The organism is Kitasatospora sp. NPDC004799 (assembly GCF_040609095.1).
Taxonomy (GTDB): Bacteria; Actinomycetota; Actinomycetes; order Streptomycetales; family Streptomycetaceae; genus Kitasatospora.
On sequence record NZ_JBEXJK010000005.1, the window covers coordinates 1 to 19,307 of the forward strand.

Annotated in this window: 15 protein-coding genes; 9 read left to right on the forward strand and 6 right to left on the reverse strand. The window is 74.3% G+C overall.

What is annotated here, in order from left to right:
• Positions 1–340 precede the first annotated feature (340 nt).
• Positions 341–550 (reverse strand): DUF5703 family protein, encoded by a 210-nt coding sequence (locus tag ABZW03_RS01315; RefSeq protein WP_224285495.1) that lies wholly within the window; start codon positions 548–550, stop codon positions 341–343.
• Between the two features lie 363 nt (positions 551–913).
• Here ABZW03_RS01315 and ABZW03_RS01320 point away from each other — a divergent pair, with 363 nt between their 5' ends.
• Entirely contained in the window at positions 914–1,519 is a 606-nt protein-coding gene (locus tag ABZW03_RS01320; protein WP_355250319.1) for a hypothetical protein, read from the forward strand.
• 99 nt (positions 1,520–1,618) lie between these two features.
• Here ABZW03_RS01320 and ABZW03_RS01325 read toward each other — a convergent pair whose 3' ends face one another.
• Together ABZW03_RS01325 and ABZW03_RS01330 are read right to left on the reverse strand one after the other, a co-directional pair.
• On the reverse strand, positions 1,619–3,850 hold the full coding sequence (locus ABZW03_RS01325; protein ID WP_355250322.1) for an ATP-binding domain-containing protein: 2,232 nt from the start codon (positions 3,848–3,850) through the stop codon (positions 1,619–1,621).
• Between the two features lie 59 nt (positions 3,851–3,909).
• Complete coding sequence (locus ABZW03_RS01330) at positions 3,910–4,890, reverse strand: aldo/keto reductase (protein WP_355250325.1); 981 nt, start codon at positions 4,888–4,890, stop codon at positions 3,910–3,912.
• A gap of 251 nt (positions 4,891–5,141) precedes the next feature.
• On the opposite strand from ABZW03_RS01330, the gene ABZW03_RS01335 reads away from it, so the two are divergent.
• The gene (locus ABZW03_RS01335) at positions 5,142–6,188 is read left to right on the forward strand and encodes an LLM class F420-dependent oxidoreductase (protein ID WP_355250328.1); all 1,047 of its coding nucleotides are present in this window, start codon (positions 5,142–5,144) and stop codon (positions 6,186–6,188) included.
• A 33-nt stretch (positions 6,189–6,221) separates the two neighbouring features.
• Here ABZW03_RS01335 and ABZW03_RS01340 read toward each other — a convergent pair whose 3' ends face one another.
• Positions 6,222–7,202: a magnesium and cobalt transport protein CorA gene (locus ABZW03_RS01340; RefSeq protein ID WP_355250331.1), complete on the reverse strand. Its 981-nt coding sequence runs from the start codon at positions 7,200–7,202 to the stop codon at positions 6,222–6,224.
• Positions 7,203–7,365: 163 nt separating this feature from the next.
• On the opposite strand from ABZW03_RS01340, the gene ABZW03_RS01345 reads away from it, so the two are divergent.
• The 6 genes from ABZW03_RS01345 to mshC all read left to right on the forward strand — a co-directional run bounded on the left by ABZW03_RS01345 (position 7,366) and on the right by mshC (position 13,154).
• Positions 7,366–8,058 (forward strand): histidine phosphatase family protein, encoded by a 693-nt coding sequence (locus ABZW03_RS01345; RefSeq protein ID WP_355250334.1) that lies wholly within the window; start codon positions 7,366–7,368, stop codon positions 8,056–8,058.
• A 196-nt stretch (positions 8,059–8,254) separates the two neighbouring features.
• Positions 8,255–8,824: a DUF3090 domain-containing protein gene (locus ABZW03_RS01350; protein ID WP_355250337.1), complete on the forward strand. Its 570-nt coding sequence runs from the start codon at positions 8,255–8,257 to the stop codon at positions 8,822–8,824.
• A gap of 44 nt (positions 8,825–8,868) precedes the next feature.
• The gene (locus ABZW03_RS01355) at positions 8,869–9,666 is read left to right on the forward strand and encodes an SCO1664 family protein (protein ID WP_355250461.1); all 798 of its coding nucleotides are present in this window, start codon (positions 8,869–8,871) and stop codon (positions 9,664–9,666) included.
• A gap of 139 nt (positions 9,667–9,805) precedes the next feature.
• Positions 9,806–10,735 carry an AraC family transcriptional regulator gene (locus ABZW03_RS01360; protein ID WP_355250340.1) on the forward strand — a complete coding sequence of 310 codons (930 nt, stop codon included), beginning with the start codon at positions 9,806–9,808 and terminating at the stop codon, positions 10,733–10,735.
• A 126-nt stretch (positions 10,736–10,861) separates the two neighbouring features.
• Entirely contained in the window at positions 10,862–11,707 is an 846-nt protein-coding gene (locus tag ABZW03_RS01365) for a carbohydrate-binding protein (RefSeq protein ID WP_355250343.1), read from the forward strand.
• Between the two features lie 217 nt (positions 11,708–11,924).
• Positions 11,925–13,154, forward strand: coding sequence for a cysteine--1-D-myo-inosityl 2-amino-2-deoxy-alpha-D-glucopyranoside ligase (gene mshC, locus ABZW03_RS01370; protein ID WP_355250346.1), 1,230 nt, complete (start codon positions 11,925–11,927; stop codon positions 13,152–13,154).
• A 63-nt stretch (positions 13,155–13,217) separates the two neighbouring features.
• On the opposite strand, the gene ABZW03_RS01375 is transcribed toward mshC, so the two are convergent.
• Together ABZW03_RS01375 and ABZW03_RS01380 are read right to left on the reverse strand one after the other, a co-directional pair.
• The gene (locus ABZW03_RS01375) at positions 13,218–14,171 is read right to left on the reverse strand and encodes a PAC2 family protein (protein ID WP_355250349.1); all 954 of its coding nucleotides are present in this window, start codon (positions 14,169–14,171) and stop codon (positions 13,218–13,220) included.
• A gap of 331 nt (positions 14,172–14,502) precedes the next feature.
• Complete coding sequence (locus ABZW03_RS01380; protein WP_355250352.1) at positions 14,503–15,597, reverse strand: hypothetical protein; 1,095 nt, start codon at positions 15,595–15,597, stop codon at positions 14,503–14,505.
• Positions 15,598–15,740: 143 nt separating this feature from the next.
• Here ABZW03_RS01380 and metH point away from each other — a divergent pair, with 143 nt between their 5' ends.
• Positions 15,741–19,250, forward strand: a complete 3,510-nt coding sequence (gene metH / locus ABZW03_RS01385; protein WP_355250355.1) for a methionine synthase — start codon at positions 15,741–15,743, stop codon at positions 19,248–19,250.
• The last annotated feature ends 57 nt before the right edge of the window (positions 19,251–19,307 follow it).

The following is a 19,307-nucleotide window of genomic DNA, read 5'->3' on the forward strand; positions in this document are numbered from 1 at the left end:
GTGGTGGTCCAGAAGACCAGGTCGCCGGGGCGCAGTTGGCGGTAGCCGATCGGGGTGCTCGGCGGCGGCGTGCTCTACCGCCGGGCCCGGGCCGGCGCCCGCTGACCGGACGGGTCGGCAGGGCCTGTCCGACGCCGCCGGTCGGGCTCGCGAATCGCCGGGCAGGCCGTGGGCCTGCCCTCGAACTCGCGTCCGCGGGGCGGCGTTGACGGGCCCCGGGCGGGCGCCGGGACCGGGCCCGCCGTAGTGACGACGCACCCGCGGCCGCCGAGTGAACGGGCGGCCGCGGGTGCGTGAGGGCTCGGTGCGCCTTCCTCCCGGGCCCGCGGCGCCCCGCCCGTCACCAGCTCCGGACCTGCCGGATGATCCGCCGCTTCAGCCGGACCGTCCGGCTGCCGTCGGGGAACAGCCGTAGCCGGTCGAGCTCCCAGTGCCCGTACTCGGCGTGCTCGGTGAGCAGTTGGCGCGCCGCGTTGCGCGTGGTGCCGCGCGGCATGCGCAGGGACTGGTACTCGTACTCCGGCTGCCGGACCGGCTTCCGTGGGGTCAAAACGCTCCTCCTGGGGATCACCTTCGAGCAAGCCTACGGCCTGCCCCGGACAGTCGGCCCGGGTATTTCCGGCCGTCCTCCGGTGCGGAGGCGGCCGCCCGAAAGGCCGCGACCCGGGCATTTCGCTGACAGTCCATCAGTTCTGTTGCCACTGTGAAGGGAATACCCCGATCCCGGCGCGCGAAGCGGCACCCGGACGGCCTCGGCGGGCCCGGTGCGCGCCCTCCGCGCCCGCTTCGCGCCGGTGCCACCGGAGGACGAACCGGAACGGATCGGACATCAGGGGGGAAGTTGCGGTGAAATCGCGGGTGTAGGTGACAACCGCTGTGCGTACCGGCACCGCGGGGAGATAGCGTCTGCACCATGTCTGATGCCGCGCAGCCCACCATTGCCGAGGTACGCGCCGCCGCTGAGGCGGTCAAGGCCGCCATCGACCGTCATCTGGAAGCGGTGTCAAGCCCCAACGCAGCCGATGATCCCGCCGTGACCGCCGCCTACGAGCAGCTCGCGACGGCGGCCATCGCCTACGACCAGCTCCTGTACGAGGCCTACGACGAGGTGACGCCCTTCGAGATCCCCGGGGACGAGGGCCCCGGCGGGTACCACGGCCCCGAACAGCCCGAGGCGATCAGCGTGTTGATCCGCCGCGACTACCACGTCGTCGACCCCAAGCGGCTGCGGGCCCAGGCCGAGCGGCTGGACGACTCGCTGACCCCGGGCGGGGCCGGAGCGGGCGAGGTGAACGCCGCGATCGGCGTGCTGTTCGGCGAGTACGAGCCCGACGAGATCGCCGCCCGCAGCGAGGAGTTCGGCCTGGAGGAGGCCGACTCGACGCTCTGGGTCGCGGCCGCCGAGCCGACCGAGCCGGGCGAGTGGCTGCCCGAACCCTTCGAGCACGCCGACCCGCAGCTGCTGATCTGCCGGTTCGACGTGAGCGAGGTCTACGACGACGAGGACCCGGACGACTGACGCCGCGCAGGACGGCCGACGGGCGGGCCCGGGATCACCGGGCCCGCCCGTCGTGCGTTCCGGCCCGGCCCGTCGGGGCGCGGCCGGCCGGAATGCCGGTCAGTGCTCCGAGGAGGCGGCGTTCTCGGCGAGGAGCGCCCGCAGCCGGGTGGTGCGCGGCTGCGCCGGGCGCTCGGCGACGGCCTGGGCGAGCGCCGGGCCCGCCGCGTGCACCACGGACAGGTGCCGCTCGCCGCGGCCGAAGGCGGTGTAGACCCACTGCCGGGTGAGCGCCGGGGCGGCGTCCTCCGGGAGCACCACGACCGCGCCCGGCCAGCGCCGGCCGGCCGCCTGGTGGACGGTCAGCGCCCAGCCGTGCCGCAGCCGGCCGGCCTCGGCCGGCGGGACGGTCCGGCGCGAGCCGTCCGGGTACTCCAGGTGCAGGCCGGTGGCGTCGCCGTCCAGCACCCGGGCCGGGCGGGTGACGCCGGGCGCGGGGGACTCGACCACCCGGTCGCCCGGGTCGAAGCCGCCGAAGCGGCCGGGGCCGGGGTTCAGCCGGGCCTTGGCGGCGGCGTTCAGCGCGCGGGTGCCGGCCGGGCCGCCGTGGCCCGGGGTGAGCAGCACCACCTGCTCGACCGGGATGCCCAGCGCGCGCGGGATGGAGTCGGTGAGCAGCTGGACGGCGCGGTGGACGGCCTCGCCGGCGTCCTTGGCCGTCAGGATGACCACCTCCTTGTCCGGTGCCTCGACCGGCTGGAGCTCGCCGACGCCGACGCCGGAGACCAGCTCGCCGATCGGGCCGAAGTCCGGGGTGCGGGAGGCGACGGCCGGGCAGGCCTTGGCGGCCAGCAGGTCGGCGAAGAACCGGCCGGGGCCGGCCGACCAGAGCTGGCCCGGGTCGCCGCTGAGCACCAGCCGGGTGCCGTCGGCCAGCGACTCCAGGACGGTGGCGGCCAGTTCGACGTCCAGCAGCGGGGCGTCCAGGACGACCAGCAGGTCCAGCGCGAGCATGCCGTCCGGGGCGCGGCCGGGGCCGGCGGCGCCGGAGAGCAGGTCGGCGAGGGTGACCACGGGGGACTCGGCCTCGGCCTCGGCGCCGGTTCCGGTGAGCGCGGCGAGCGAGTCCCGGCCCTGGTCGGTCCAGGTGGCCGCCCAGGCCCGCAGCCCGAGGCCCCGGGCGGCGGCGACCAGCGCGGCCGGCTCGGCGCGGGCGGCCTCGCCGCCGGTGTGCAGCACCAGGGCGTGCCCGGCGACGGCGGTGATCAGGGCGGTCGCGGAGGAGGACGGCGCGGCCTCGGCGGCGGCCGCCCAGGCGGTCGGGCCGGGGGCGACGGGGGCCCGCTCGGCGGAGCGCCCGGCCTCGGATTCCTCAGCCCCGGCGTCGGATTCCTCGACCCCGGCGTCGGCATCGTCGGTCCCGGCCTCGGCGTCCTCGCCCGGGACGAAGGCGGCCATCAGCTGGAGCAGCTTCTCGGCGAGGCTGTCCTCCGCCATACCCGGCCCCTCCAGCGCGAGCAGCGTCCGGGTCGGCGCCTCGTCCTCCTCGCCGCCCCCGGCCGCGCGCGCCTCGGCGCCGGTCAGCTCCTCCTGGAAGGACAGCACCCGCCCGTCCTCGACGACGGCCTGGATCGCGGCGGCCGGATCGGGCATCCGGAGCCGGTCGAGCCCGGCCGCCACCTCGGCGAGCTCCAGGGCCGAGTGCCCGCGCAGCGCCGCCTGCTCCAGCAGCCACGGCACCAGCGCCCGGGCGCGGCGCTGGTCGCCCGGGCCGGCCTCGGGGCCGAGCAGCCCCCGGGCGAAGCCGTCCGCGTGCTCGGGACGGACACCGGGCAGGCCCAGCACCGCCCACGGGTCCTCGCGCAGCCGTACGGGCGCCTCCTCGCCGAGCGCGGCCACCGCGGCCGCCGCCAGCTCGGCCGGGGCACCGCCGGCGGTCAGCACCTCGGCGGTGACGCGGAGCGCCTCGGCGCGCTGCTCGTCGGACACCACCGGGGCGGGAGCGGCCGGGGTGGCCGGGGCGGGAACGCGAGCGGCCCGAGCGGCCGGGGCCGGGGTCGGGGCCGGAACGGAAGCAGCCGGTGTTTCCGCAGCCGGCGTTTCCCCGGTCGAGGCGTCCGCGGTCGGGGCGTCCCCGGTCGGGGCGTCCTCCGCCGGAGCCTCCTCGGCCGGAGCCTCCGCCATCGAGGCCTGCGCCCGTGCGGCACCCGCCCGCGCGGCACTCGCCGCGGCGTCCTCCGGCTGCATGCCGCGGATCTTCTGCGCCAGCGCCGCGAACGTCGCCGCCTTCTCCTCCGGGCTCAGCCGGGCCCCGGACGTCACCTCCGGAGCGCCGTTCCCCGTGTCAGTCATCGTCGTCCGCTCCAAAGGTCACTCCACTGCAGGTTCTGCTCGACGCCCCGGGCCCGGGGTCACAGCTCGGTCCACCCCTGGTCCGGGTAGCGGTGCACCGGCGACGAGATGTCGTCCAGCGCACCACGGATCTCATCCGGAAGCGTAAGCGCCTCCACCGACAGCGCCGCCTGCAGCTGGGCCACCGTCCGGGCCCCGACCAGCGCGCTCGCCACCCCGGGCCGGTCCCGGACCCAGGCCAGCGCGACCTCCAGCGGGGTGCTGGCGAGGCCGTCGGCGGCGGTGGCGAGCGCGTCCACGATCCGGCGCGAGCGCTCCCCGAGGTACGGCTGGACGAACCCGGTCAGGTACGGCGAGGCGCCGCGCGAGTCCTGCGGGATGCCGTGCCGGTACTTGCCGGTGAGCACCCCGCGCCCGAGCGGCGAGCCGGCCAGCACCCCGACCCCGGCGTCCAGCGCGGCGGGCAGCGCCTCCCGTTCGATGCCGCGCTGGAGCAGCGAGTACTCCAGCTGCGCCCCGGCCAGCGGCACCCGCCCGTGGTGGGCGCGCTGCCAGGTGGCGGCCCTGGCGAGCTGCCAGCCGCTGAAGTCGCAGACCCCGACGTAACGGGCGCGCCCGGAGGAGACGGCGATGTCGAGGGCGCTGAGCGTCTCCTCGACCGGGGTCGACGGGTCGAAGGAGTGCACCTGCCACAGGTCGACGTGGTCGGTGCCGAGCCGGCGCAGCGAGGCGTCCAGGGCGGCGAGCAGGTGGCCGCGCGAGCCGTCGAAGCGGCGGTCGGACTCCGGGACGCTGCCGGCCTTGGTGGCGATGACCAGCTCGGAGCGGGGGACCAGGCCGTCGGTGAGCCGGGAGAGCAGGTACTCGGCGCCGCCGTCCGCGTACACGTCGGCGGTGTCGACCAGGTTGCCGCCGGCGTCGACGAACGCCTTGAGCTGCTCCGCGGCCTCCTGCTCGTCGGTGTCGCGGCCCCAGGTCATGGTGCCGAGGCCGAGCCGGGAGACCAGGAGGCCGGTACGGCCGAGGTGACGCTGTTCCATCGGACGGGCCCTCCACTGGCCGGTGGCCCCGGGAGCCCCGGCGGCCCTGTGAACGCGCAGGTGGGGAGAGCACTCCCCACGTCGGCTGAGCGTAGCGGCCGGTGCGCGGACCGGGGTGCCGACCCGCAGAACGATCACCGCGTCGGAAACCCGGCGGCGTGTGACCCAGCCCACCACTACCCGTCAGTAGCATGACCGGCGCGGCGCGGTTACCCTCGCCACAACCCCCAACCCACTGGAAGGTGCGGCAGATGCGACTCGGGATCAACCTCGGCTACTGGGGACTCGGCATGGACGCCGACAACGTCGCCGTGGCGCAGGAGGCGGACCGGCTGGGCTACTCGGTCTGCTGGGCGGCGGAGGCGTACGGCTCGGACGCCGCGACGGTGCTCAGCTACGTCGCCGCGAAGACCGAGCGGATCGACGTCGGCTCGGCCATCTTCCAGATCCCGGCCCGTACCCCGGCCATGACCGCGATGACCGCCGCGACCCTGGACACCCTGTCCGGCGGCCGGTTCCGGCTCGGCCTCGGCGTCTCCGGCCCGCAGGTCTCCGAGGGCTGGTACGGCGTGAAGTTCGACAAGCCGCTCGCCCGCACCCGCGAGTACGTGGAGATCATCCGCAAGGCGATGTCCCGCGAGCGCCTGGTGCACGAGGGCGAGCACTGGACGCTGCCGCTGCCCGGCGGCCCCGGCAAGCCGATCAAGCTCACCGTGCACCCGGTGCGCGAGCACGTGCCGCTGTACATCGCCGCGATCGGCCCGAAGAACCTGGAGCTGACCGGCGAGATCGCGGACGGCTGGCTCGGCATCTTCTTCTCGCCCGAGCACGCCGCGCTCTCCCTCGACCCGCTGACGGCCGGCCGCGCCAGGGCCGGGAGGACGCTGGAGGGCTTCGACCTCTGCCCGACCGTGAACCTCGCGGTCGGCGAGGACATCAAGGCCGGCGTGGACGCCCTGCGCTCGTACGCCGCGCTCTACATCGGCGGCATGGGCAGCAAGGAGAAGAACTTCTACAACCAGCTCGCCCGGCGGATGGGCTACGAGCAGGCGGCCGACGAGGTCCAGGAGAAGTACCTCGCCAAGGACTACGCGGGCGCCGCGGCCGCGGTCCCGCACGACCTGATCGACGCCACCTCGCTGATCGGCGACAGCGCCCGGATCGCCGACCGGATGCAGGCCTACGCCGAGGCGGGCGTCAGCACGCTCACCCTGGCCCCGGCCGGGTTCACCCTGGACGAGCGGATCCAGGCGCTGCGCACCGGCGTCGAGGCGCTGGAGCGGGCCGGACTGGCCTGACCGGGCGGCCGGGGGAGGGCGGCACGACGGCCCCTACAGCCAGTCGTGCCGCTTGAACACCCGGTGCAGCACCAGGCAGACCACCACCATCAGCACCAGCACCGCCGGGTACCCCCAGACCTGGTGCAGCTCGGGCATGTCGTCGAAGTTCATCCCGTAGACGCCCGCGATCATCGTCGGCACGGCGGCCAGCGCCGCCCAGGCCGAGATCTTCCGCATGTCGTTGTTCTGCTGCACGCTGACCTGCGCCAGGTTGGCGCTCAGGATGTCGGACAGCAGCCGGTCCATGCCGTCCACCTGGTCGTTCACCCGGGCCACGTGGTCGGCGACGTCCCGCAGGTAGGGCGCGGTCTCGGCGCGGACGAAGCGGGCGCCGCGCTCCAGGGACAGCATCGGCTCCAGCAGCGGCCCGGTGGCCCGGCGCACGGTCATCACCTGGCGCTTGTAGCCGTAGATCCGCCCGGCGGTGTCGCGGCCGACCCGGCCGGGGGCGAAGATGTCCGCCTCCAGCTCGTCCAGGTCGGCCTGGAGCGCGGTGGCCACCGCCATGTAGCCGTCGACGACGGTGTCGCAGACCGAGTGCAGCACCGAGCTGGGCCCGTAGCGCAGCCGTTCCGGGTCCTGCTCCAGGGCGGACCGCAGGCCGCTGAGCGGGCTGTCCTCGCCGTGCCGGACGGTCATCACGAAGTCCGGGCCGAGGAAGACCATCACCTCGCCGACCGTGACGACGTGCGCGCCGGGGTGGTAGCCGAGGGTCTTCAGGGTGACGAACAGGGAGCCCTGGTAGGCCTCCACCTTGGGGCGCTGGTGGGCGCTGACGGCGTCCTCGACGGCCAGCGGGTGCAGCGCGAACTCCTGGCCGACGTGGTCGAGTTCCTCGGCGGTGGGCTCGAACAGGCCGATCCAGACGAAGCCGTCCGGACCGGCCGCGCGGGCGGCGGCGAGCGCGCCGGCCAGGTCCTCGGGGGCCTCGAGCCGGCGGCCGTCGTGGTAGGCGGCGCAGTGGACGATCATGCGGGCCATTGTCACCCGAGCGGGCCCGTCCGGCGAGGGCACGGGTGGGACCGGCCCACCGGACCCGCCTCTCCGCCGGGCCGGACGGCCCCCGGCCCGGCGGAAGGGCGGCCGGACGGAAACCGGGGCCCACGGCCGGGCCCGGAGGCCGTAGGCTGACCCCATGCCCACCCTGCTGCTCGTCCGCCACGGCCGCTCCACCGCGAACACCGCCGGAATCCTGGCCGGTTGGACCCCCGGCGTGGACCTCGACGACACCGGCCGGACGCAGGCCGCCGCGCTGGCCGGCCGACTGGCCGGCATCCCGCTGGTGCAGGCGGTCAGCAGCCCGCTGGAGCGCTGTCGGCAGACGCTGGAGCCGCTGCTGGCTGCCCGGCCCGAGCTGGGCCCGCCGGCCGAGGACGAGCGGCTGGGCGAGTGCCACTACGGCGACTGGACCGGCCGTCCGCTGGCCGAGCTGGCCGAGGAGCCGCTCTGGCGCACCGTGCAGGACCACGCCGCCGCGGCCGCCTTCCCCGGCGGGGAGTCGCTGCGCCAGCTGAGCCACCGCACGGTGGACGCGGTGCGCGAGTGGAACCAGAAGATCGCCGCCGAACACGGCGAGGACGCGGTCTGGATCGCCTGCTCGCACGGGGACGTGATCAAGGCCGTGGTGGCCGACGCGCTCGGGCTGCACCTGGACCACTTCCAGCGGATCAGCGTCGAGCCCTGTTCGGTCACCGCGATCCGCTACACCCCGCAGCGCCCCTTCGTGCTGAGGATGGGCGACACCGGCGACCTCGCCGCGCTCGCTCCCCGGCCCCGCCCGGCCGCGGCCACCCCGGCCGGCGACGCCGTGGTCGGCGGCACCGCCTGAGCCGCGCCGCCGACGGGCCGCCCGGGGAGGCGCCGTCCGGGCGGCACCGTCCGCTTCCCCGGGTGCCACCCCGCCCCGCGGCCGTCGGCTCGGCTCCCCGGCCGGAGCCCGGAGGTCGTAGGGTGACTAACGAGCCATCCGGCCGCGGTCCGCCCCCGGCGGAACCGCGCCGACCGACACGATCCGGAGCGAGAGCGTGCCCCGTCAGGTCTACTTCTACGACCAGCCCGAACGGTTCGTGGCCGGCACCGTCGGCCAGCCCGGCGCCCGGGCGTTCTACCTTCAGGCCAGCGCCCGGGGCCGGATCACCAGCGTGCTGCTGGAGAAGACCCAGGTCGCGGCGCTCGCCGAGCGCATCGAGGAGGTCCTGGACGAGGCGCTGCGGCGCAGCGGCGGCGACGCCGCGATCCCGGCCGCCGCCCCGAAGGACCTGCTCGACACCGCCCCGCTGGACCTCCCGCTGGAGCAGGAGTTCCGGGTCGGCACCATGGCCCTGGCCTGGGACAGCGTGGACGGCTGCCTGGTGGTCGAGGCGCAGGCGCTGGTCGAGGACGACGAGGAGGAGGACGGCGCCGAGGCGGTCTTCACCGACGACGAGACCGGCCCGGACATGCTGCGGGTGCGGCTGTCCGGCGCGATGGCCCGGGTCTTCGCCAAGCGCGCGCTGGACCTGGTCGCGGCCGGCCGCAAGCCCTGCCCGTTCTGCAACCTGCCGCTCGACCCGGAGGGCCACCTGTGCCCGCGCGCGAACGGCTACCGGCGCTGAACACCGACACCCCGCCGCAGGCCGACCCGGCGGCCGCCGCCGCGCTGGCCGCCGACGTGCCCACCGCCCTCGCGCTGCTGCGCCAGGGTGAGCTGACCGTGCACGGCCGCCTCACCGACGCCTCCAACGCCGCGCTGTACTGCACGGTGGCGCACGGCTCGCTGAGCGCCCAGGCGGTCTACAAGCCGGTGGCCGGCGAGCGCCCGCTGTGGGACTTCCCGGACGGCACGCTGGCCGGGCGCGAGGTCGCCGCGTACGAGCTGTCCGCCGCGACCGGCTGGGCGCTGGTGCCGCCCACCGTGCTGCGCGAGGGCCCGCACGGGCCCGGCATGGTGCAGCTGTGGGTCGAGCCGGACCCGGGGGCCGAGCCGCTGCTCGCGCTCCAGGACCCGCGCGGCCCGGAGGCGGGCTGGCTGCCGATCGTCCGGGCCGAGGTCGAGGGCGGGCGGACGGCCCTGCTGGTGCACCACGACGACCGGCGGCTGCGCCGGCTCGCCGTCCTGGACGCGGTGCTCAACAACGCCGACCGCAAGGGCGGCCACCTGATCCCGGCCGCCGACGGCCGGGTGTACGGCATCGACCACGGCGTCACCTTCAACACCGAGGGCAAGCTGCGCACCCTGCTCTGGGGCTGGGCCGGGGACCCGCTGCCCGCCGAGGCGCTGGAGGTGCTGGCCCGGCTGGCCGAGCAACTGGACGGCGAGCTCGCGGAGCGCCTCGCCCCGCACCTGACGGCGGCCGAGCTGGACGCGACCCGGGCCCGGGTGGCCGGGCTGCGCGGGTCCGGCCGGCACCCGCTGCCGTCCGAGGACTGGCCCGCGATCCCCTGGCCGCCGGTGTAGCCGGGGCGGACCGGCGGGGCCGCCCGCACGGCGGGTGGGGGCGGTCCGGACGACTGCGTGCCGGTGGTCTGGACCGGTGTCCGAAAACGGCGGACAGATGGTCTGGACCTGTCCCCGGAAAAGGTCGCACACTGCTCCGATGGATGTGCGACGGACCACCCCCACCCCCCGAACCACGCCGGACCTGCCGTTGCACCGGCTGCAGGTCCCGCTGCCCCACCTGCTCCCCTTCGCCATCGGCAGTTTCGACGCGATCGGCCCGCTGTCCCGGGCCGGCTTCCCCCACCGGCACTCCTTCTACGAGATCGTCCACGTCACCGGCGGCCACGGCGCCCACGTCCTGGACCTCGTCCACCGGCCGCTGGCGCCACCGCAGTTGTGCGTGATCACCCCCGGCCAGGTGCACTACTGGGCGGACACCGGCGAACTGACCGGCCGGGTCGTCCTGTTCAACGAGGACTTCCTGCTCGGCCACCCCCAGGACCTCGCCGCCCTGCGGGCCCTGGCCACCCGCCCGGCCCTCGCGCTCGGGGACCAGGCCGACGCGATCGCCGGGCTGCTCGCCGACATGGAGTACGAGTACCGGACCAGGGCGCCCGGCTACCAGGGTGTGCTGCGGGCCAGCCTGCACATCCTGATCGTCCGGGCGCTGCGCGCCTGCGCCCCGGCCGACCGTCCGACGGTGCCCAGCCGGCCGGCCGAAGTCGCCGCCGCCTTCACCCGGTTGATCGCCCGGCCGGGCGGGGTGCGGCACTCGGTGACCTCCACCGCGCAGGAACTCGGGGTCTCCCCGGGGCACTTGCAGGCCCTGGTGAAGCAGGCCACCGGCCGGACCCCGGGCGGGCTGATCCGCCGGCAGCAGACGCTGGAGGCCAAACGGCTGCTCGCCTGCACCGATCTGACGATCCGCCAGGTGGCCAAGGAGGCGGGTTTCGCCGACCCGGCGTACTTCTGCCGGTTCTTCCGCCGGGAGACCGGGATGACCCCGGGGGAGTTCCGGTCCCGGGTCGACGGAAATCACCACGATCCCCGGATCATGTCCATCGCGGTCGCACCGGACGGCCCGTAACTTTGCTGCTGGCCACCAGTGGCCGGTCCGGCGTGTGCGGACGGGCCGCCGGTCCGGCCCTTGTCATGCCCCCACCATGGCAAGGGCCGCCCCCACCCCCTCCGCCTCACGAGAAGGAGACGGCGCATGCCCACGCCCGACGGCATGATCAGCCGCAAGACCGTCCTGAAGGCCGCCGCCGCGCTCGGGGCCGCTCCGCTGCTGGTCGGCGGCGGAGTCGCACTGGCCCGGGACCGGATCAGCAGCGGCGAGCCGCTGAGCTTCACCCCCGAGTGCCACGACGGGGACGCCCCCACCATCGAGCAGACCGAGGGCCCGTACTTCAAGCCCAACTCCCCGCTGCGCAGCTCGATGGTCAACGACGGCCCCGGCACCCACCTGGTCGTCAGCGGCTACGTGTTCGGCCGCGCCTGCCGGCCGATCTCCGGCGTGCTGCTGGACTTCTGGCAGGCCGACAACGACGGCGACTACGACAACGTCACCTACACCTTCCGCGGCCACCAGTTCACCGACGCCAACGGCGCGTACAAGCTGGACACCATCGTGCCCGGCCTCTACCCGGGCCGCACCCGGCACATCCACGTCAAGCTCCAGGCCCCCGGCCGCCCGATCGTCACCACCCAGCTGTACTTCCCGGGCGAGCCCCGCAACAGCACGGACACCATCTACGACGCCCGGCTGCTGATGAACGTCCGGCAGAACGGCCCGACCCGCGAGGGCACCTTCGACTTCGTGCTGAACGTGCCGCAGACCCCCGGCACGCCGAGCCCGACGGCCACGCCCACGCCCACCCCGACCTCCAGCCCCACCGGCGGTCCCACCACGCCCGGCGGCACCTGGGCCCCGGGCACCCCGTACAACGCGGGCGACCGCGTGACCTACTCCGGCGTCTCCTACACCTGCCTCCAGGCGCACACCGCCATGGTCGGCTGGGAGCCGCCGAACGTGCCGGCCCTCTGGAAGCGGTCGTAGCGGCTCCGGCCGCGTCCCCCGGGGAGCCGGGCGCCCGGTCGGCGGCAGGGCCGACCGGGCGCTCACCCGTGTCCGGAACCATGCCGGGAGGGCCCGGAGCAGGGGCGTTTCCGCGCACTACCAGGCCGGAAACCGCCAGGCAACGGCAGGAAGCGAATCCAGTCGATCTTTCGTACTGGTTAGGCTTTCAAATGTTCGCACGGTTAAAGTTGTTTCCATGCATGCCTGGCCCGCCTCCGAGGTTCCCGCCCTGCCTGGTCAGGGGCTCCCCCTTCGTATCCACGACACCGCAGCGGGCACGGTCCGGGAGGTCGTGCCGCAGGACGGCACCGCCCGGATCTACGTCTGCGGCATCACCCCCTACGACGCGACCCACATGGGCCACGCCGCCACCTACAACGCGTTCGACCTGGTGCAGCGCGTCTGGCGGGACGCCGGTCACGACGTCCTGTACATCCAGAACGTCACCGACGTCGACGACCCGCTGCTCGCCCGCGCGGTCGAGACCGGACAGGACTGGACCGCGCTCGCCGAGCGCGAGACGGCCCTGTTCCGCGAGGACATGACCGCGCTGCGGATGCTCCCGCCGGCCCACTACATCGGCGCCGTCGAGTCGATCCCGTGGATCGTCCCGATCGTCCAGAAGCTGCTGGCCTCCGGCGCCGCCTACCAGGTGGACGGCGACATCTACTTCTCGGTCGACGCCGACCCGCACTTCGGCGAGGTCTCCGGGCTCACCCGCGAGGCCATGCGCCCGATCTTCGCCGAGCGCGGCGGCGACCCGGACCGCCCGGGCAAGCGCAACCCGCTGGACGCCCTGCTCTGGCTGGCCGCCCGCCCGGGCGAGCCCGCCTGGGACACCGAGCTCGGCCACGGCCGCCCCGGCTGGCACATCGAGTGCGTCGCCATCGCGCTGCAGTACCTCGGCATGTCCTTCGACATCCAGGGCGGCGGCAGCGACCTCTCCTTCCCGCACCACGAGATGGGCGCCGCGCACGCCCAAGTCGCCACCGGCACCCACCCGTACGCCAAGGCGTACGTGCACGCCGGCATGGTCGGCCTGGACGGGCACAAGATGTCCAAGTCCCGCGGCAACCTGGTCTTCGTCTCGGCGCTGCGCCGCGAGGGCGTCGACCCGGCGGCGATCCGCCTGGCGCTGCTCGCGCACCACTACCGCGCGGACTGGGAGTGGACCAAGAGCACCCTGGACGACGCCGTCGAGCGCCTGGCCCGCTGGCGCGCCGCGGTTTCCCGCCCGGACGGCCCCTCGGCCGAGCAGCTGCTCACCGAGGTGCGCGCGGCGCTCGCGAACGACCTGGACGCGCCCGCCGCGCTGGCCGCGGTCGACCGCTGGGCGGCCCGGCAGGAGACCGAGGGCGGCACCGACACCGGCGCGCCCGGCCTGGTGACCCGCACCGTGGACGCCCTGCTCGGCGTCGCGCTCTGAGACACGGCGAAGGGGCGTCGGGACGAGGTGTCCTGACGCCCCTTCGGCGTTCCCGTGGGGGAGTTACTCCTCCTCGGCGCCGTCCTGGCCCTCCCGGGCGCCGCCCGGCGCCTCCGGATCGGCCGGCCGCTCCGCCGTGGCGTGCCCGGCCACCGGCTTCTCGCCGGTCGGCCCGACGTTCTCCCGGCGGCGCAGGTACCGCTCGAACTCCCGGGCGATCGCGTCGCCGGAGGCCTCCGGCAGCTCCGCGGTGTCCTGGGCCTCCTCCAGCTGCTGGACGTACTCCGCCACCTCGCTGTCCTCGGCGGCCAGCTGGTCCACGCCGAGCTGCCAGGCCCGGGCGTCCTCGGCCAGCTCGCCCGGCGGGATGCGCAGGTCCAGCAGGTCCTCCAGCTTGTTGATCAGGGCCAGCGTGGCCTTCGGGTTCGGCGGCTGCGAGACGTAGTGCGGCACCGCCGCCCAGAGCGTCACGGCCGGCACCCCGGCGTGGGTGCAGGCCTCCTGGAGCACCCCGACGATGCCGGTCGGGCCCTCGTAGCGGCTCTCCTCCAGGTCCAGCCGGCGGGCCAGCTCCGGGTCGGAGGTGACCCCGCTGACCGGCACCGGGCGGCTGTGCGGGGTGTCGCCGAGCAGCGCGCCCAGGATCACCACCAGCTCGACGCCCAGCTCGTGCGCGAAGCCGAGCAGCTCGTTGCAGAACGAGCGCCAGCGCATGCTCGGCTCGATGCCGCGGATCAGCACGACGTCCCTGGTGGTCGGCTCGGTGACCCGGATCACCGAGAGCCGGGTGGTCGGCCAGGTGATCCGGCGGATGCCGCCGTCCAGCCAGACCGTGGGCCGGTTGACCTGGAAGTCGTAGTAGTCCTCCGCGTCCAGGGCGGCGAACACCTTGCCGCCCCAGGTCTCGTCCAGATGCGCCAGAGCCGCGGAGGCGGCGTCGCCCGCGTCGTTCCAGCCCTCGAACGCGCAGACCATCACCGGGTCGATCAACTCGGGAACATCTTCCAGCTCGATCACCCAGCGTCTCCCTCCGGTCGGCGGTCGGACCTGCGCCGCCCCGGCTGGCCTGCCGGGGCGCCGACGGGCCGGCTGCCGACTGTCGAACCTCTCGTCTCCCGTGGAACAGCTCGCTCCACGGTCCCTACCTGCCCAGCCTACGGGCTTTGATGCGCACCGCGGCCGGGCACCGGGACAGTCTGGGGGAGCGGGCCGCCGCGATCCACCGGATATCGGCCCGCCTGGAGCTGACGGTTCGTCAGCCATCGGTTCGGATGCGCACCGTGCCCGTCCGGTGGCGCGGCGCGACGGTGCGCCGGGTCGGGTGCCCACCCGGCCGCCGAGGTGCGCCCTACTCCGCGCCCGCCCAGCCGTCGCGGTACGCCGCCCAGTGCTCGGGCCGCGACGCGAAGTCCACGTACAGCGCGACCCCGAAGTTGGCCCGCCGCCGGTCCTCCCGGCCCAGGCCCAGCCGGACGCCCCGGACGGCGGCCCGGACGGTCTCGGCGTCACCCCAGTGGCCCCACTTGTCGTCCCAGAAGAACGGCAGGCCCATCAGCAGGTCCACGTCGGCCGGGGTGGCCCGCAGGGCGAGCTCGGTCTGCCGGGCGACGTAGCCGCCGTACAGCGGCTCGGTGGGCATCGAGGTGTCGTAGCTCATCACCGCGATCTGGTCGACCCGGCGGGCGGTCTCGGTGAAGTACTCCCGGTCCCACCACTTGCCGTGGTCGGTGAGCAGGATGCCGGCCGTGTGCAGGCCCGGGACGGGGTCGATCTGCGGGGCCGCCACCGACAGCTGGGCGCCGCGCGCCGCGGTGACCGGGCGGACCTGGTCGAGCAGGGCCAGCCAGCCCGCCGAACCGGGGCGGATCGGCTCCATGTCGAAGTGCACGCCGTCGAAGCCGAGGTCGAGCACCTGCCGGGCGGAGGCGGTGACCCGGTCCCGGGTGGGGCCGTCCTCCAGGTCCAGGGCGTCCTTCTCCGGCTTGACCTCGTCGCCCAGCCAGCTCTGCAGCCGTACGTCCGGCAGCGCCCGGTGCACGGTGTCGGTGAACCAGCGGCCGCGCGGGTGGACGGCGGGCGGCAGCGAGCCGTCGTGCTTCAGCGGGCCGGTGTGCACGTACAGGTCCCGGACGCCGGTGCCGGCCAGCTGCTGGACCAGGGCGGCCACGTCGGCCTCGGTCTTGCGGCCGTCCACCCAGGCGTGGCCGAGCCAGAGCGCGTCCCGGCCCCGGGTGCGGGCGTCGGCGGCGGGCTCGCCGGTGTAGTGCAGCCGGAACATCACGAACACCGAGCCCAGCGCGGTGGCCGGCACGGCCGCCACCAGCACCAGGACCAGCAGGGCCCGGCGCCAGCGGGACCACGCCCGCCAGCGGTCGCGCAGCCTGCGGAACGGGGCCCTCAGGGCCCGGCCGGCACGCCGTGCGGAGATCCGGAATCGGTCCACGCGTTCGCTCCCCCCTGATATCGAAGCGCTCAGGATACGGAATGGCCCGGCGGACCGGCCGGTGGGCCGGATACGCTGGCCACGTGCGTGCCCGAGCAAGCGGGTGTGCAAAGCCGACAGCCGTCGCACCAGGGAGAAGCCCCATGGCCACAGCAGCCAGCCCGTCCGTCACCCAGCAGAGCCGCGCGAACGCGCTGCGTGAAGCGCTCGCTACCCGGGTGGTGGTCGCCGACGGTGCCATGGGCACCATGCTCCAGGCGCAGGACCCGACGCTGGAGGACTTCCAGAACCTCGAAGGCTGCAACGAGGTCCTCAACATCACCCGCCCGGACATCGTCCGGTCCGTCCACGAGGCCTACTTCGGGGTGGGCGTGGACTGCGTGGAGACCAACACCTTCGGCGCCAACTTCAGCGCGCTCGGCGAGTACGAGATCTCCGACCGGATCTTCGAGCTGTCCGAGGCCGGCGCCCGGATCGCCCGCGAGGTGGCCGACGCCCACGCCGCCGACGGCCGCACCCGCTGGGTGCTCGGCTCGATCGGCCCCGGGACCAAGCTGCCGACCCTCGGCCACGCCCCGTACGAGACGCTGCGCGACGGCTTCCAGCGGAACGCGGCCGGCCTGATCGCCGGCGGCGCCGACGCGCTGCTGGTCGAGACCAGCCAGGACCTGCTGCAGACCAAGGCCGCCATCCTGGGCTCCAAGCGGGCCCTGGCCGAGGCCGGCCTCGACCTGCCGGTGCTGGTGCAGGTCACGGTGGAGACCACCGGCACCATGCTGCTCGGATCCGAGATCGGCGCCGCGCTCACCGCGCTGGAGCCGCTGGGCGTGGACTACATCGGCCTGAACTGCGCCACCGGCCCGGCCGAGATGAGCGAGCACCTGCGCTACCTGGCCAAGAACGCCCGGATCGGGCTGTCCTGCATGCCGAACGCGGGCCTGCCGGTGCTCGGCAAGGACGGCGCCCACTACCCGCTCTCCCCGGCCGAACTGGCCGAGGCCCACGACGTGTTCACCCGCGAGTACGGCCTCTCGCTGGTCGGCGGCTGCTGCGGCACCACCCCCGAGCACCTGCGCCAGGTGGTCGAGCGGGTCCAGGGCCGTCCGATCGCCCCGCGCGACCCGCGGCCCGAGCCCTCGGCGGCCTCGCTGTACCAGGCGGTGCCGTTCCGCCAGGACACCTCGTACCTGGCGATCGGCGAGCGCACCAACGCCAACGGCTCCAAGAAGTTCCGCGAGTCGATGCTGGCCGGCGACTGGCAGGCCTGCGTGGAGATCGCCCGCGACCAGATCCGGGACGGCTCCCACCTGCTGGACCTCTGCGTGGACTACGTCGGCCGCGACGGCGTCGCCGACATGAAGGAGATCGCCGGCCGGCTGGCCACCGCCTCCACCCTGCCGATCGTGCTGGACTCCACCGAGCCGCCGGTGCTGCAGGCCGGCCTGGAGGCGCTCGGCGGCCGCGCGGTGCTCAACTCGGTCAACTACGAGGACGGCAACGCCCCCGACTCGCGCTTCGGCCGGATCGCCTCGCTGGCCCGCGAGCACGGCGCCGGCCTGATCGCGCTGACCATCGACGAGCAGGGCCAGGCCCGCACCGCCGAGAAGAAGGTGGAGATCGCCGAGCGGCTGATCGCCGAACTCACCGCCGACTACGGCATCGACGAGGGCTCGATCCTGGTCGACTGCCTCACCTTCACCCTGGCCACCGGCCAGGAGGAGTCCCGCCGGGACGGCATCGAGACCATCGAGGCGATCCGCGAGCTCAAGCGCCGCCACCCGGACGTGCAGACCACCCTGGGCCTGTCCAACATCTCCTTCGGCCTCAACCCGGCCGCCCGCGTGGTGCTCAACTCGGTCTTCCTGCACGAGTGCGTGGAGGCCGGCCTGGACTCGGCGATCGTGCACGCCTCCAAGATCCTGCCGATCTCCCGGATCCCGGAGGACCAGCGCGAGGCCGCGCTCGACCTGGTCTACGACCGCCGCCGGGACGGCTACGACCCGCTGCAGCGCCTGCTGGAGCTGTTCGAGGGCGTCTCCGCCGCCTCGGTCAAGGCGTCCAAGGCCGAGGAGCTGGCCGCGCTGCCGCTGGAGGAGCGCCTCCAGCGCCGGATCATCGACGGCGAGCGCAACGGCCTGGAGGCCGACCTGGACGAGGCGCTGGCCGGGCGCCCGGCGCTGGAGATCATCAACGACACCCTGCTGGCCGGCATGAAGGTGGTCGGCGAGCTCTTCGGCTCCGGCCAGATGCAGCTGCCGTTCGTGCTCCAGTCCGCCGAGGTGATGAAGACCGCGGTGGCCCACCTGGAGCCGCACATGGAGAAGTCCGACAGCGAGGGCAAGGGCACCATCGTGCTGGCCACCGTCAAGGGCGACGTCCACGACATCGGCAAGAACCTGGTCGACATCATCCTGTCCAACAACGGCTACAACGTGGTCAACCTGGGCATCAAGCAGCCGGTCTCGGCGATCCTGGACGCCGCGCAGGAGCACAACGCGGACGTCATCGGGATGTCCGGCCTGCTGGTGAAGTCCACCGTGATCATGAAGGAGAACCTGGAGGAGCTGAACCAGCGCAAGCTGGCCGCCGACTACCCGGTGATCCTCGGCGGCGCGGCCCTCACCCGGGCCTACGTCGAGCAGGACCTGCACGAGATCTACGAGGGCGAGGTCCGCTACGCCCGGGACGCCTTCGAGGGCCTGCGGCTGATGGACGCGCTGATCGCGGTCAAGCGCGGCGTGCCCGGCGCCGCCCTGCCGGAGCTCAAGCAGCGCCGGCACGCCCGGGTCGAGGTGGCGGAGCCGGAGCCCGAGGTCAACCTCGGCCAGATCCGCTCCGACGTCGCCGTCGACAACGCCGTGCCCACCCCGCCGTTCTGGGGCGACCGGATCGTCAAGGGCATCCCGTTCGCCGACTACGCCTCCTGGCTGGACGAGGACGCGCTGTTCAAGGGGCAGTGGGGCCTGAAGGCCTCCCGCACCGGCGACGGCCCCTCGTACGAGGAACTGGTGGAGACCGAGGGCCGGCCGCGGCTGCGGGCCTGGCTGGACCGGCTGCAGACCGAGGGCTGGCTGGAGGCCGCCGTGGTCTACGGCTACTACCCGGCCAACTCCAAGGGCGACGACCTGATCGTCTTCCACGAGGACGGCACCGAGCGCACCCGCTTCACCTTCCCGCGCCAGCGGCGCGGGCGCCGGCTCTGCCTGGCCGACTTCTTCCGCCCGGAGGAGTCCGGGGTGCGGGACGTCGTGGGCCTCCAGGTGGTCACCATGGGCAACCGGATCTCGGAGGCGGCCAACGAGCTGTTCGCCGGCAACTCCTACCGGGACTACCTGGAGCTGCACGGCCTCTCGGTCCAGCTGGCCGAGGCGCTGGCCGAGTTCTGGCACGCGCGGGTCCGCTACGAGCTGGGCTTCTCCGGCGAGGACCCGCAGGACGTCAAGGACATGTTCGCGCTCAAGTACCGCGGCGCCCGCTTCTCGCTCGGCTACGGGGCCTGCCCCGAGCTGGAGGACCGGGCCAAGATCGCCGAGCTGCTGAAGCCGGAGCGGATCGGCGTGGTGCTCTCTGAGGAGTTCCAGCTCCACCCGGAGCAGTCCACCGACGCGATCGTGATCCACCACCCCGAGGCGAAGTACTTCAACGCCCGGTAACGCCCGGTTCGTGCCGCGTTCGCTCCTTCCGGGCGGAGCGGGCGTATCCTTGATGAT